This is a genomic window from Halomonas daqiaonensis (assembly GCF_900109725.1).
In the GTDB taxonomy this organism is placed as follows: Bacteria; Pseudomonadota; Gammaproteobacteria; order Pseudomonadales; family Halomonadaceae; genus Halomonas; species Halomonas daqiaonensis.
In genome coordinates, this window is sequence record NZ_FOBC01000007.1 from 47135 (window position 1) to 61955 (window position 14821).

11 protein-coding genes are annotated in these 14821 nt (G+C 66.4%); 7 read left to right on the plus strand and 4 right to left on the minus strand.

Features of this window, described 5'->3' with window-relative positions; all coding sequences use genetic code 11:
- Positions 1-48: 48 nt before the first annotated feature.
- Together BMY30_RS07140 and BMY30_RS07145 are read right to left on the minus strand one after the other, a co-directional pair.
- The gene (locus BMY30_RS07140) at positions 49-729 is read right to left on the minus strand and encodes a DUF6064 family protein (protein ID WP_089712041.1); all 681 of its coding nucleotides are present in this window, start codon (positions 727-729) and stop codon (positions 49-51) included.
- 3 nt (positions 730-732) lie between these two features.
- A complete protein-coding gene (locus tag BMY30_RS07145; protein ID WP_089712043.1) occupies positions 733-1668 on the minus strand; it encodes an aldo/keto reductase in 936 nt (311 codons plus the stop codon).
- 274 nt (positions 1669-1942) lie between these two features.
- Between BMY30_RS07145 and dbpA the strand changes: the two genes are divergently transcribed.
- The 4 genes from dbpA to BMY30_RS07165 all read left to right on the plus strand — a co-directional run bounded on the left by dbpA (position 1943) and on the right by BMY30_RS07165 (position 6822).
- Entirely contained in the window at positions 1943-3343 is a 1401-nt protein-coding gene (gene dbpA, locus BMY30_RS07150) for an ATP-dependent RNA helicase DbpA (RefSeq protein WP_089712045.1), read from the plus strand.
- 64 nt (positions 3344-3407) lie between these two features.
- Entirely contained in the window at positions 3408-4310 is a 903-nt protein-coding gene (locus BMY30_RS07155) for a PA4780 family RIO1-like protein kinase (protein WP_089712047.1), read from the plus strand.
- A gap of 74 nt (positions 4311-4384) precedes the next feature.
- Positions 4385-6307: an ATP-dependent zinc metalloprotease FtsH gene (ftsH, locus tag BMY30_RS07160; protein ID WP_089712049.1), complete on the plus strand. Its 1923-nt coding sequence runs from the start codon at positions 4385-4387 to the stop codon at positions 6305-6307.
- 80 nt (positions 6308-6387) lie between these two features.
- Positions 6388-6822: a DUF4399 domain-containing protein gene (locus BMY30_RS07165; protein WP_089712051.1), complete on the plus strand. Its 435-nt coding sequence runs from the start codon at positions 6388-6390 to the stop codon at positions 6820-6822.
- Between the two features lie 30 nt (positions 6823-6852).
- Here the strand turns inward: BMY30_RS07165 and BMY30_RS07170 are convergent, their stop codons facing one another.
- Positions 6853-7581 (minus strand): YebC/PmpR family DNA-binding transcriptional regulator, encoded by a 729-nt coding sequence (locus BMY30_RS07170; protein WP_089712054.1) that lies wholly within the window; start codon positions 7579-7581, stop codon positions 6853-6855.
- A gap of 149 nt (positions 7582-7730) precedes the next feature.
- Here BMY30_RS07170 and BMY30_RS07175 point away from each other — a divergent pair, with 149 nt between their 5' ends.
- From BMY30_RS07175 to BMY30_RS07185, 3 genes are all read left to right on the plus strand, one after another.
- Entirely contained in the window at positions 7731-8918 is a 1188-nt protein-coding gene (locus BMY30_RS07175) for a M24 family metallopeptidase (protein WP_089712056.1), read from the plus strand.
- 198 nt (positions 8919-9116) lie between these two features.
- Entirely contained in the window at positions 9117-9338 is a 222-nt protein-coding gene (locus tag BMY30_RS07180; RefSeq protein WP_089712058.1) for a hypothetical protein, read from the plus strand.
- Positions 9339-9678: 340 nt separating this feature from the next.
- A complete protein-coding gene (locus BMY30_RS07185) occupies positions 9679-12768 on the plus strand; it encodes a bifunctional diguanylate cyclase/phosphodiesterase (protein WP_244516144.1) in 3090 nt (1029 codons plus the stop codon).
- 9 nt (positions 12769-12777) lie between these two features.
- Here the strand turns inward: BMY30_RS07185 and BMY30_RS07190 are convergent, their stop codons facing one another.
- The gene (locus BMY30_RS07190) at positions 12778-14751 is read right to left on the minus strand and encodes an acyl CoA:acetate/3-ketoacid CoA transferase (RefSeq protein WP_089712060.1); all 1974 of its coding nucleotides are present in this window, start codon (positions 14749-14751) and stop codon (positions 12778-12780) included.
- Positions 14752-14821: the final 70 nt, after the last annotated feature.

Below are 14821 nucleotides of genomic sequence, written 5' to 3' on the forward strand. Positions count from 1 at the left end.
CTGTGGTGTTCAGCTTATCAGGCTCTCGCCACGCACCAGCGTAGTGAGTCAACGCAGGGCTTGGCGTGATGGCCACAACCTGGCCGTCAGGGCCACGGCGACAGCCAGCAGAGGCAGCCAGGCGCTTCGCTCGCCGAGTGTGTCGAGGGTCAGCCAACTCTGTAGACACCAGAATACGGGAATGATCACCAGCGGCCAGGCGCGTCTCGCCGGTTCGGCCATGGCCCCCACGGCCAGGGTGGCCATGGCGAGAGGGTCGGGAGTGAGTCCGATGACCTCGGCGCCCGACAGGCCTCGTCCCGTCGCCACGGCAATCAGCGGATGCAGGGCCAGGGCATAAGCGAACAGCCCGATGCCGATGCCGCGCCGTACGCTCCAGTGACACGGCAGGCGCAGTCCGCCGCGCAGGCTGCCCAGCGCGACCAGCAGCAACGCCTGGAAGCCGAACAACGGGGCGATATAGGCGATGCCCCAGTGGATGGGGGCGTAGCGTTGCCACAGGAAGGCCCAGGCCACGAAGCCCCATGCCACTGCCAGCAACATCAGGACCAGGCGAGTGCCGCGCGGGCCGGGGCGCAGCAGGACGGCTAGCGCCATGCCGCCCAGCACCAGGGCCAGCAACTGGGCGGGCCACAGGGCTTGGTTGTGTAGTTCGAACAGCCGCTCATAGACGCGCGGCGAGAACATCAGCAAATCTTCGGGACGATAGGTCCACCACGCGCTGCCCATGGCTTAGAGGTTCCGTACGTAGTCGGCCATACGGTTGCGCATGGCATCGTCGGGCAGGGGCTCGCGGGCGGCGGCAAGATTCTCGCGGACATGCACAACCTGGGTGGTCGCGGGGATGGCGCAGGTGACCGCCGGGTGGGAGATGATGAACTTGAGGATGAACTGCGCCCACGTCTCGGCGGCGATCTCGGCGGCCCACGGTGGCAGCGGCTTGTCTTCCAGGCGCCGTATCAGGCGCTTCTGCTGGAAGGGGCGGTTGGCAATCACGCCGATGCCGCGCTCCCGGGCGAGCGGCAGCAGGCGCTGTTCGGCTTCGCGATCGACGATGTTGTAGGTGAGCTGGACGCTATCCAGCGGTACGCGCTGCATGATGCGCTCGACCTCGCCGTGGCGTCGCCCGTGCGAGGTGGTAATCCCCAGATGGCGCACCTCGCCGGCCTCCTTCATCGCCATCAGGGTCTCGAGGTTGCCTTCCCAGCCCAGCAGGTTGTGGACCTGCAACATGTCGAAACGCGGTATGCCCCAGGCTTGCCGGGAGGCCTCGATCTGCTCAGGCCCTTCGGAAGGGCTTGAGGTCCAGACCTTGTCGGCGGCATAGACGCGATCGACGGCCCCGAGGCGTTTCAGGGCGTGGCCGATCGTCGCCTGTGACGAGCCGTACATCGGCGAGGAGTCGATCAGCCGTCCTCCTTCAGCGAAGAAGGCCGCCATGACCTCGGTACACTCCTCCAGCAGTACCGGATCATCGCCGACGTTGAAGGTGATCCAGCTGCCCAGGCCGACCCGGGGCAGGGCTGCGCCGGTACCGGGCAACTCGCGGGTCAGCGGCTCGGCCGCCCGCGCCGGGGCGATGAGAGAGGGCAGCGCCGTTACGGCTGTAGCGGCGAGCAGGCCACCGAGCAGCTTGCGGCGTGACGGGTCAGGGCGGGGATTCGTCATGATGTGCTCCTGTGGATGCTGAGCAAAGTGTAGCTGTCGGGTGAGGGTGGACGCCGCGACCGGAGTCGCATGAACCGGTGGCCATCTTGTAGCAGGGTGCCCAGGGCAGGCGTCGAGGCGAGCGGTCCGGGCGGCGTGCTCGTCAACTTTCTGCTACACTACTGGCCCTAAAATTTCCCACTCTCTGGCCCATGCCGCTCGGCTTTCGCCGCCGCCCGTTCGACTTCGGCTCGCTTGCTGTTCCCGGCTGCCCTCTTGTCTGCAGGATGATTCCTTGTCTGATCCCCTCTCCGACGCTTCCTTCGCCACGCTGTCGCTGGCGCCGGAACTGCTGGCCAACCTCGATTCGCTCGGCTATCTGGCCATGACGCCGGTCCAGGCCGAGAGCCTGCCGCCCATGCTGGCAGGCCGCGACGTGATCGCCCGGGCGAAGACCGGTTCGGGCAAGACCGCCGCCTTCGGCCTGGCGCTGCTGTCACGGTTATCGGTGGCCGACTTTCGGGTGCAGGGGCTGGTGCTTTGTCCGACCCGCGAGCTGGCTGACCAGGTGGCCGACGAGATCCGTCGCCTGGCGCGGGGCCTGCCCAACGTCAAGGTGCTGACCCTATGTGGCGGCGCTCCACTGGGGCCTCAACTGGCATCGCTGGAGCATGGCGCGCACATCGTCGTCGGCACGCCGGGGCGGGTGGAGGAGCACCTGCGCAAGGGCTCGCTGGCGTTGGGGGCGCTCGAGACCCTGGTGCTGGACGAAGCAGATCGCATGCTCGACATGGGCTTCCAGGCGGCCATAGAGGCGATCATCGCCGCGACCCCGGCGAGCCGCCAGATGCTGCTCTTCAGCGCCACCTATGCCGAAGGCATCCGGCCCATCGCCGAGCGGTTGATGCGCGAGCCGGTCACCGTGGAGGTGGCCGAGCCCCACGACGCCACCACGATCCGCCAGCACTTCTATCGGGTGGCGGACGAGTCGGCTCGCTTCGAGGCGCTGCGTCGCCTGCTGCTGCACTTTCAGCCGACATCCAGCGTGGTGTTCTGCAATACCAAACGCGAGACCGACGAGGTTGCCGAAGCCCTGAATGACGCGGGCTTCAGCGCCCTGGCGCTGCATGGTGATCTCGAGCAGCGCGACCGCGATCGCCTGCTGGTGCTGTTCGCCAACGGCAGCGCCTCGATCCTGGTGGCCACCGACGTGGCCGCGCGCGGGCTGGACATCGATGCCCTGGATGCGGTGTTCAACTACCGTATTGCCCGTGAGCTCGAGGTGCATGTCCATCGTGTCGGGCGCACCGGTCGGGCCGGCGGCTCCGGGGTGGCCTGTACCCTGCTCAGCGAGCAGGAGGACTACCGTCTGGCGAAGCTCGCCGACCTCCTCGGCGAAACCCTGGAGGCCGAGCCGCTGCCCTCCCGTGCGGTGCTGGAGCGCCAGCCTCTTCGCCCGGCCATGGCGACACTGCAGCTCGGCGGCGGCAAGAAGCAGAAGCTGCGTCCCGGCGACATCCTTGGCGCCCTGACGGGCGAAGGCGGGATCGCCGGGGATCAGGTAGGCAAGATCAAGGTGCTTGCCAACAGCGCCTATGTGGCCGTGCGACGCGATGTCGCCGATGCGGCCCTCGACCAGCTGGGCAGCGGCAAGCTCAAGGGGCGCAACTTTCGTGCCCGCCGCATCAGCCGCTGACCGGAATACAACGTGATACGCCCGCGGGATACCCAGCCGACGGGTTCTATGCCAACGTGGTGATATGAAGATACCCAAGAGATTGCAACCGCTGGTCGACGACGGTCTGATCGAAGCGGTCGAGAGCCAACTGATGAGCGGCAAGGAAGCCCAGGTGTACGTGGTGCGCTCCCATGGCGAGCGGTGCTGTGCCAAGGTCTTCAAGGAGGCCAAGCAGCGCAGCTTCAAGCAGGCCGTGCAGTACCAGGAAGGACGCAAGGAGCGCAACAGCCGCCGCTCACGCGCGATGGCCAAGAAGACGCGCTACGGCCAGAAGGAGCAGGAGCAGGCCTGGCTCAACGCCGAGGTCGATGCCCTCTATCGGCTGGCGGCGGCGGACGTGCGGGTGCCCAAGCCCCATGGCTTCGTCGACGGCGTGCTGCTGATGGAGATGATCACCGATGCCGAGGGCCTGACCGCCCCCCGACTGGATGACGTGTCACTGACGGCCGACGAGGCTCGGGCCCATTACGCCAAGGTGCTCGGGGACGTGGTGCGCATGCTGTGTGCCGGCCTGATCCATGGCGACCTGTCCGAGTTCAACGTGCTGCTCGCAGCCGACGGCCCGGTGATCATCGATCTTCCCCAGGCGGTGGATGCCGCCGGCAACAACAGCGCCGAGATGATGTTCGAGCGCGATGTCGACAACATGCGCCGCTACTTCGGCCGCTTCGCCCCGGAGCTTTTGACCACCGATTACGGCAAGGAGATCTGGGCGCTCTACGAGGCGGGCGACCTGCACCCGGACAGCCAGCTGACCGGGTGCTTCGAGCACGATACCAGTACCGTGGACGTGGACGAGCTGATGACGGTGATCGACGACGTGCGCGAAGAGGAGGCCGAGCGCCGTGCCGCGCTGTCTCGCGACGATGAGCCCGGCGTGGAGGAGGCCGCAGAGGCCTGGCGGGAGTCCCACGGCGAGCGCTGAGGCCTGCCGCTGGCCTTGAAATCTCTGATGGGGGGCGGCATGTTGGTCGACCTGCCATCATCGCCGAGTTCCCCATGCCCCGACACGATAACGACGCCTCATCCGACCAGCAACACAACAAACCCAAGCGGTCGCCTCTCTGGTATCCGGAAGAGACGCAGCCTTCCCGTCGGCAGTGGTTGTCCTTCCTCTGGATCGCCCTGGCCATCGTGCTGCTGTTCCACTATCTCGATTCGTCGCAGCGTCAACAGCAGGTCGAGTTCACCTATTCCGAATTTCTGACGGCCGTAGAGCAGGGACACGTCGACTCGGTCACGCTGCGCGGCCAGTCGGTGGAAGGCACCTTCAGCGACGCAGGCATCGAAGCGCGGGATCTCGACCAGGCCGATGGCTTCGAGTCCACGCGTCCGAACGTCGAGAGCGAGCGCTTGCTGGAGCGTCTCGAGGCGAATGGCGTGCAAATCGACGCCGAGCCCATCGATCCGCCCTGGTGGCAGCGCGTTCTGGTCGGGGCCCTGCCCTGGATCCTGATCCTGGGGCTGATGTTCTGGTTCTGGAATCGGATGCAGCAGCGTGCCATGTCGGGCGGCGGGCTGTTCAACATGGGCAAGTCCAAGGCGCGCCAGGTGAGCAGTGAAGAGAGCCATGTACGCCTGGACGATGTCGCTGGTTCGGAGAACGCGAAACAGGAAGTCCTGGAGGTCGTCGAGTTTCTCAGGGAGCCGGAACGTTTTCAGGCACTGGGTGCCAAGATTCCTCGCGGTATCCTGATGATGGGCCCCCCTGGCACGGGCAAGACACTGATGGCCAAGGCGGTAGCCGGCGAGGCCGACGTGCCGTTCTTCAGCATCAGCGGCTCGGAGTTCATCGAGATGTTCGTCGGCGTGGGGGCGTCGCGCGTCCGTGATCTCTTCAAGCAGGCCAAGGAGCAGTCGCCGGCGGTCATCTTCATCGATGAACTGGATTCCATCGGCCGCTCCCGAGGCGCCGGCATGGGTGGCGGTCACGATGAGCGAGAGCAGACGCTCAACCAGATTCTCTCCGAGATGGATGGGTTCCAGGCCGATGAGCCTGTTGTCGTCCTGGCCGCCACCAATCGTCCCGACGTGCTCGACTCGGCACTGTTACGTCCGGGTCGCTTCGATCGCAAGGTGACCCTTGAGAATCCGCATCGCGAGGCGCGCCGGGATATCCTGCGCGTCCATACGCGCGACATGCCGGTGGCCGATGACGTCGATTTCGAGAAGCTGGCCGAGATTACCATCGGCTTCTCGGGGGCAGACCTGGCCAACCTCGCCAACGAAGCCGCCCTCCAGGCGGGTCGCAATGACCAGAAGGAGGTGGATTGGGCCTGTTTCTCCGCGGCTCGCGATCGCCTGCTGCTTGGTGAGGCCAAGGATGTCGGCCTTTCCGATAGCGAGCGCCACATCGTGGCGTATCACGAGTCGGGCCACGCGCTGCTCGCATACCTCCTGCCCAAGGCCGATCCTCTCGAAAAAGTCACGGTGCTGCCACGCGGCCGTGCCCTCGGCGTGACCGCACAGGTGCCCGATGAAGAGCGCTATAACCATGGCGAAGCCTATCTGCGGGACCGCATCACCGTGATGTTCGGCGGTCGCCTGGCGGAATCCATCGTCTTCGGGGAAGTGTCGAGCGGCGCCGAAAATGACCTGGAACAGGCCACGCAGTTGGCGCGGCGCATGGTGGCTCGCTGGGGGATGAGCGAGCGTATCGGACCGGTCATGTTTGCTCAGAGCCAGGAGCATGTCTTCCTGGGCAAGGAGATGGCTCAGTCCCGCGAACACAGCGAAGCCATGGCGGGGCTCGTGGATGAGGAGATACAGCGGCTGTTGACCGAGCTTGAAACGCGCGGCCGAGAGCTACTCGAGTCACATCGGGAAGATCTGGACACCCTGGCCTCGGCCCTGGAGGAGCAGGAAACCCTGGAGGCCGAGGCGATCCGTGACCTCCTGGGTAAGGCATCCGCCAAGTCGTGACGCCCGATGCCTGGCTCGACTACGCTGTAGTCGAGTGTCGCCCACCGCGGGCGACGCCGGTCATCGATGAGGAGACGTCAATGAACAACTGGATGACAGGCCTGGCCCTGGCGGGCAGCATGTTAGTGGCCGCCCCGGCCTTGGCCCAGATGGAACGCACCTCGGCCCCGGAGGGTAGCGAGGTCTACTTCATCTCGCCCGAGGACGGGGCCACCGTCGAGAGCCCATTTACCGTGCGCATGGGGCTCAAGGGCATGGGCGTGGCGCCCGCCGGCACCCAGGCCGAGGGCACCGGCCACCATCATCTGCTGGTGGACACGCCGCTGGACGAAGTGGATCTCGACCAGCCCCTGCCGGCCAATGACGCGATGCGCCACTTCGGCGGCGGCCAGACCGAGACCTCCCTGGAGCTCGAATCCGGCGAGCATAGCCTGCAGCTGCTGTTCATGGATGCCAACCACGTCAGCTTCGACCCGCCGGTCACTTCTGACGCCATCACCATCACGGTGGAGTGACGCGCTCGACGCGGGCGCTCTCGCGGCGCCTCACGTTTCGTTTTCGATCTCGGCGTTGTGGAAGACGTTCTGCACGTCGTCCAGTTCGTTGAGGGTGTCGAGCAGTTTCTCGAACATCGCCACGTCGTCACCCTCGACGGGAGTCACGGTCTGGGGCACGAACTGGATTTCGTCGATCTCGAACTCGAGTTCGCCGAAGGCGTCGAGCAGTGCCTGCTTGGCCTTGGCATACTCGGTATGGGGAGCGAAGATGGTGATGTGGCCGTCTTCGCTCTCGATGTCCGTGACATCGACCTCGGCCTCCATCAGTGCCTCGAGCGTGGCTTCCTCGTCATCGCCCGGGAAGGCGAGGATGGCGCAGTGATCGAACATGTGGCTGACGCTGCCCGGGGTGCCGAGCTTGCTCTTGGCCTTGTTGAAGCAGGCGCGCACGTCGCCGAAGGTGCGGTTCGGGTTGTCGGTCAGGCACTCGACGATGACCATGCAGTTGCCCGGCCCGAAGCCTTCGTAGCGGGCCGGGGAGAAGTCCTCGCCGCCCACCCCTGACGCCTTGTCGAGGGCCTTGTCGATCACGTGGCTGGGTACCTGGTCCTTCTTGGCGCGCTCGATCAGACCGCGCAGGGCCAGGTTGCCGGTCGGGTCGGTGCCGCCCTGCTTGGCGCAGACGTAGATTTCGCGGCCATACTTGCTGTACACCTTGGTCTTGGCGGCGGCCGTCTTGGCCATGGATTCCTTGCGGTTCTGGAAGGCCCTGCCCATTGCATTGTCCTGTGGCGTTGAAACACGAGGCTGGATTCTACGAAACCGGGGCGGAGGCGAACAGGGATATTTTGCCGCGATTCCCGGGGACGTGACGCCCGTCATGACTACACTGCCAGGGAATCTCGTTCACCCAGGAGCGCCATCCGATGGATCACCACGCCTACCGCCACACCCTGGTCGACTGCCTCGCCGAGAGTGAATTGCCCTTTGCCCTCGAGGAGTTTGCGGCGCGTCGGCGCCGGGTGCGACAGGCCATGCAGGCCGCCGGGCTCGACGCATTGCTGCTGACCGACCCCGCCGATATCTTCTACCTGACCGGCTATCACACCTTCGAGGTCTCGGTGTACACCTGCTTGGTCGTCTCGGCCGACCGACTGGTTCTGCAGGTACCCTCCATCGAGACCGGCCCGGCCGTGGTCACCGCCACGGTGGACGAGATTCTGGGCTATCGCTGGGAAGGCATCGAGGAGGTGATCGCGCCGCTGGCCGAGATCCTCGCCCCCTTCCCTGCCATCGGCCTGGATGTCTTCGGGTCCGGCCTGCGTCACGGCGTCATCCGCGAGCTGCAGGCCCGCCTTGGCAGCGGGCGCTTCAGCGACGACGGCGGTGAGCTGCTAGACCGCATCCGCATCGTCAAGACACCGGCGGAACTCGACTGCCTGCGCGAGAGTGCGCAGATCACCGCCGCCGGCCTGCGGGCGGCTATCGAGATCATTGCGCCCGGGGTCACCGACAACGAGGTCGCGGCAGAAGGCAGCCGGGCGCTGCTGGCGGCCGGCAGCGAGTTCATGAGCCTGCAGCCCATCGTCACCACCGGTCGGCGCATCAGCGTCATCCACGTCAACCACAAGCGCCATGTGATCGCCGCGGATGACCCGGTGTTTCTGGAGTTCGGCTCGGCCTTTCACCGCTACACCGCGCCAATGATGCGCACTGCCGTGGCCGGCCGGGCCAGCAGCGAGATGCAGGTGCTGCGCGATGTGTGTCGCGAGATGTTCGAGGCGCTGATCGCCGCGATGCGTCCCGGCCGCACCTTCGACGATGCCGCCCGTGCCGCCGAGGCAGTGCTGGCGCCCCATGCCGAGCGCGTGTTCTTCTCGGGGGTGTTCGGCTATGCGGTGGGGGCGCAGTTCCCTCCCAGCTGGGTCGAGGGCACCGGTTACATCGCCCGCGGCCAGCATCGCGAGTTCGCCGCCGACATGGTCTTCCATCTGCCGCTCTGCCTGCGACTGCCGGGGCAGTGGGGCATCGGGCTCAGCGACACCATGCGGGTCACCCCCGAGGGCGGCCAGCCGCTCACCGACAACGACTGGCAGCTGAGGGAAATGGCCTGATCCTTGCTGCCTGGGCAATCACCGGTCGCCGAATCGGCAACCCCCGCCCTGATCCACGACAAGCCCTGCGTGGAAAGGGTGGCTGGTTGCAGGAGAGCGAATATAACTACACTAAAGGTATGGCGAGGGGATGCCCCTCTCGTCTTATCCCGGTGCTTCCGGCGCCGGTCAGTCCATACCCCTGTTATGGAGGGTTTCATGACACAGACCGTTACGGCTGCCTATGGCAGCAACGACAAGGCCGTCAATGCCTTCGACGAGCTGGTCTCCGAGGGCTTTCCCCGGGAGAAGCTGTACCTCGACAAGGAGACCAACGAGGTCAAGGTGATCGTCCCGGACAACACCCAACCTGAAGCCGAGACCATCCTGCGGCGCCACGAACCGGACGATGTCTCGTCGCAGCCCTTCGAGGACTCGTAGCGACTCCGGCCCGACAGGGTCTAGGAGATCTAGGAGAGGAGATGCCACGGTCGTGGAAGACACACCCATAGGGTACTGTCGACCCGGCCGTCCTCATTCTTAGCGGGAGCCTGCCCTACCCACGTCTACCAGACCAGCGCCAGGCCCGTTGCCATCGAGGCGACCATGGGCAAGCCCTCCCGGCACCGTCGGATGGTCGGTGAACTCTTTCATGGTGGCTCTAGGCGGCGTCTGCTTCAATGGCTGATACAGGAAAGTGCCGGGTCATCGGCCCGCACACATTCCTGGGGTCGAGTCGATACCCTCTAACTCTGGATTCAACGCAAGGGTTTCCCGTGACATGAATGGCGAGTCGCTTGCCCCCGAGGCGTTGTCCGAGAGCGGTCATCGGGATACACGTCGTCGCGCCATCGCCCTCTACGTGCTGGCTCTGCTGGCTCTGCTGCTTCTGTTCGCCGTTATCCTGCTGGACCAGCATCGGCGTGACCTTGAGATGGGCCGGGAGCATGCCAGCGCTCGGGCCGACCTGGTGGCCGAATGGGTGGCCACTACCTTCGCCTTGAGCGAGCATGCACTGGGAGGACTGTCGCAGTTGCTCGATACGCCTCCGGATCGGGGTGCGACGAGACTGGCGCTCACCCCGAGTGATTTCGAGACCCTATTGGCCGGTCAGCGTGACCGGCTTGCCTTCATCGATGAGCTGAGCCTGGTGGATGCGGCAGGGCGTGTCATTGCCTCCTCTGCGCCCCATTGGCCGCCTGACTACAACGTCAGCACCCGATCCTTCTATCTCGCCTTCCGTGAAGATTCCAGTCTCGAATCCCTGGTGACGCCGCTCTATTGGTCGCCATTCAGGCAGACCTACCATCTCGTCCATGCCCTTCGCCTGCAGGGGCCAGATGGCAAGTTCCGGGGGCTGGCCGTGGTGCGGCTCAATCCAGCGATCTTCGGCGAGGCCCTCGAGCGATTAGACATGACACGAGGCGAGAGCATCGCCATCGCCGATACCGAGATGCGACTGATCACTCGCCGGCCGGCCTTCGATGAGGGGGGCGCCATGGACGTGCTCGGCACCCCGGTCAGCGAGCCGCTGACCCGAGCCTTCCTCGACAGTGGCGAGGTATCGACGACCCTGCTTACGGCCTCACCGCTGGATGGCAGTGAGCGATTCTATGCCATGCAGCGCGTGGCGGACCTGCCCTTGCTGGTGGTAGTCGGCGAGGAGGTCGAGGTGCTGCTGGCCGGCTGGTGGCAGCGGCTCTGGCTGCAGGGCGGCATCTTTCTGGTGGTGGCGGCGCTGGGCTGGTGGCTGCTGCGCCATTACCTGGGCCGGCTGCGGCTGGAAGGGGAGCTCCGCCGGCGCTTGGTGGAGCGTGAGCAGGCCCGTCGGGCGGTGCAGGACCGAGAGGCGCGAATGCAGGCCCTGGTCGGTTCGATCCAGGACATGATCCTCGTATTCGATGCCCATGGGCGTTTCGTCTATGTCCATGCCGTGGACCGGGACCAGCTGCTCGAGGACCCCGAAACGCTGCTGCAGCGCCATTATCGCGGGGTTCTGCCCGATGCGGTGTCGCGGCAGTTCGATCAGGCCCTGGCCGAGCTGAAGGCCACCGGTGAACCGGTGGAGACCGAGTATCGCGTCATCCTGGCCGGCGTGCCCCGCGACTTCCAGGCCATCCTCAGTCCGCTGGCCGAGGAGGGCGACGGCTCCAGCGGCGTGCTGGCCGTCGTGCGCGAGGTGACCCAGTCCCGTGCCACCGAGGCCCAGTTGCGCATCGCCGCCACCGCCTTCGAGACGCACATGGGCATGGTCATCACCGATGCCCAGGCCAGGATCCTCAAGGTCAACGATACCTTCACTCGCATCACCGGCTACTCCGAGGCGGAGGTGTTGGGCCGCAATCCCAGCCTGCTCAGTTCCGGACGCCACGACGAGGCCTTCTACCAGCACCTCTGGGCATGCGTGCGGGAGAACGGCAGTTGGCAGGGCGAGATCTGGAATCGGCGCAGGAACGGCGAGGTGTACCCCGAGTGGCTGACCATCAGCGCGGTACACGACGAGGCCGGCGAGCTAACGCACTATGTGGCCACCTTCAGCGATATTTCTCAACGCAAGGCCGCCGAGGCGGAGATACACCAGCTCGCCTTCTATGACCCCCTGACCGGGGTACCCAACCGCCGGCTGCTGCTTGACCACCTCGAGGACGCGCTCAAGGAAAGCTATCGCAGCGAGCAGTTCGGCGCGCTGCTCTACCTCGACCTGGATAACTTCAAGCAGGTCAACGACACCTTGGGATACCACGCCGGCGACCAGTTGCTGCAGCAGGTCGCAGGCCGACTGACGGGGGTGTTGCGCGCGAGTGATACGCTGGCTCGGTTGGACGGCGACGAGTTTGCCGTGCTGCTCCGCGACCTGGGCCGCGACCCTCAGCGCGTGGCGGTTCTCGTCGAACGCGTCGCTTACAAGCTGCTCGGGGTGCTCCAGGCGTCGGTCACTGTGGTCGGGAGCTCGGTGACGATGACCGGCAGCATCGGTATCACGCTCTACCGTGATCACGGCACGACCCTCGATGAGATCCTCCAGCAGGCCGACATGGCCCTCTTCCAGGCCAAGCAGGCCGGGCGCGACACTTTGCGCTTCTTCGATCCGGCCATGCAGGCAAGGCTTCATGCCCGTGCGCGACTCGAGGCGGATCTACGCCAGGCGTTGGCCCGGAACGAGTTCCTGCTCTACTACCAGCCTCAGGTAAATGCCGACCGGCGTATGGTCGGGGTCGAGGCACTGCTGCGCTGGCAGCATCCGGAGCGCGGCCTGGTCTCCCCGGGCGAGTTCATTCCGTTGGCCGAGGAGAACCGGCTGATCGTGCCCCTTGGCGACTGGGTGCTGGAGACCGCCTGCCGGCAGTTGGCGGCTTGGGCCGAGGATCCCGCCACGGCCGGCCTCACGGTCTCGGTGAACGTCAGTGCCCAGCAGTTCCGCGAGACGGATTTCGTCGCGCGGGTGCTGGCCACCCTGGAGCGCACCGGCGCCCGTCCTGAGCGGCTCAAGCTCGAGGTGACCGAGAGCCTGTTCGTCGATAATCGCGACGAGGCCCGCGAGACCATGCGGCTCCTCAGGGAGCACGGCGTGAGCTTCTCACTGGACGACTTCGGCACTGGCTACTCCTCGCTCTCTTACCTCAGGCGTCTGCCGATGGATCAGCTCAAGATCGATCAGTCCTTCGTGCTTGACCTGCTGGCGGACGAGGCCTGTGCGGCCATCGTCGTCAGCATCATCACCCTCTCCCAGAGCCTGCACTTGGAGGTGATCGCCGAGGGGGTCGAGACCGAGGCCCAGCAGGGCTGGCTGGCGGCGCATGGTTGTCACGCCTTCCAGGGCTACCTCTTCGGACGGCCGGTGCCGGTAGAGGCATTGGCCCTCGATACCTGATCCGCGGTCTCAGTCCTCGCTGTCGCCCAGGTGGGCCCGGGCCTCCTCGGCGCTCTCGTAGATATGCGGCGAGACGGCGCGTGCCTCCAGGGCGTGGCCGAGCTTGCGGCGCATGAAGCCGCTGGTGGTGTAGCGGGTCACCCGGGTGTAGAAGCGCTGCTCGAGGCCGCGCACCATCTCGGTGTAGGGGGCGAGCAGGCTGTCGTCGATGCGGCAGTGGTCGTAGTTGACGATGGCCTGGACCCGGCGGCCCAGCGGAGCGAGACGACGCTCGACCTCCTGTTCGATGGCCTCGATGTCCGCCCGGGAGGTGACGCGCAGGTGCTCGAAGTTGATGAAGAGAATGCCTGCCTCCTCGTCGAGGCTGAAGCGCTGCGCCAGCGGCTGGTCGAGCAGTTCCTCGGCGAGCCCCATGGGCGCCTCGCGGAAGATCCGCGCGTCCATCAGCCGGGGTGGCTCGGGCATCCGCGGCGTGAAGTCCATCAGCGCCAGGACGTCGCGCTCCAGATCGACTCCCGGGGCAATCTCGGTGAGGGTGAGGCCCTCCGGGGTGAGCTCGAACACCGCCCGCTCGGTGACATAGCAGACCGGCTTGCCGTCCGCGGCGGCGAGCGTCCCGCTGAAGGTGCGATGCTCCACCTCGGCGACGAACTTGCTCTGGCCGCCGGGGGGCGCCTCGAGGCGCCCGTCGACGATGGCTAGGGCCTCCCTGGTGGCCACGAAGGTGCCCATGAACACCACCTTGCGGGCATTCTGGCTGATGTTGATGAAGCCGCCGGCGCCGGCCAGTCGGGGGCCGAAGCGCGAGACATTGACGTGGCCCGCGCCGTCCACCTGGGCCATGCCCAGGAAGGCGATGTCGAGCCCACCGCCGTCGTAGAAGTCGAACTGGGCCGGCTGGTCGATGATCGCCTGGGTGTTCAGTGCCGCGCCGAAGTCGAGCCCGCCGGCCGGCAGCCCGCCGATCACCCCGGGCTCGGCGGTCAGGGTCAGGTGCTCGAGCAGGCGCTCCTCGCTCGCCACCGCGCCGACGCCCTCGGGCATGCCGATCCCCAGATTGACCACGCTGTTGGGCCTGAGCTCGAAGGCCGCGCGCCGGGCGATGATCTTGCGGGCCGAGAGCGGCAGCGGCTCTGGCGTTGCCATGGGGGCGCGGATCTCGCCGGAGAAGGCCGGGTTGTAGGCGGTGCGGAAGGTCTGCCAGTGGTGGGCGGGATCCTCGCAGACCACCACGCAGTCGACCAGGATGCCGGGGATCTTCACGTCCTTGGGGTGCAGGGTGCCGTGCTCGGCGAGGCGCTCCACCTGCACGATCACCACGCCCCCGGCGTTGCGCACCGCCGTGGCGATGGCCAGCGCCTCCAGGGTCAGGGCCTCGCGCTCCATGCTGACGTTGCCCAGGGTGTCGGCGGTGGTGCCGCGCAGCAGCGCCACCTGCAGCGGCAGGGCCCGGTAGAAGAGGTACTCCTCGCCGTCGATGGGCAGCAGCGAGACGCGCTCCTCGGTGGTGACGTCGTTGATCCTGCCGCCGCCCAGGCGCGGGTCGACGAAGGTGCCCAGGCCCACCCGGGTGAGGGTGCCGGGCTTGCCGGCGGCGATGTCGCGGAAGAGGTGCGAGATCACCCCCTGAGGGAGGTTCCAGGCCTGGATGTGCCCCTCGAGGGCGAGCTTCTGCAGGGCGGGCACCAGCCCCCAGTGGCCGCCGATCACCCTCGCCACCAGCCCCTCGTGACCCAGGTGGTTGAGCCCGCGCTCCTTGCCGTCGCCCTGGCCGGCGGCATACATCAGGGTCAGGTCGCGGGGCTCGCCGGTCTCCAGGAAGCGTCCCTCCAGGGCCACGGCGAGCCCCTCGGCGAAGCCGATACCGACAAAGCCGCCGGTCGCTACGGCGTCGCCGTCGCGGATCAGATTCACGGCCTCGCGGGCGGAGACGACTTTGCCTTTCGCGGTGAAGGGCTGGCGGGAGAGCAGCGGATGGGGCATGGCGGGCGTCCTGGTGATCGTTTCTTGTAATGGTTCTTTGTGTTCGCTCCTTCACGGTAGCACGCGCCCC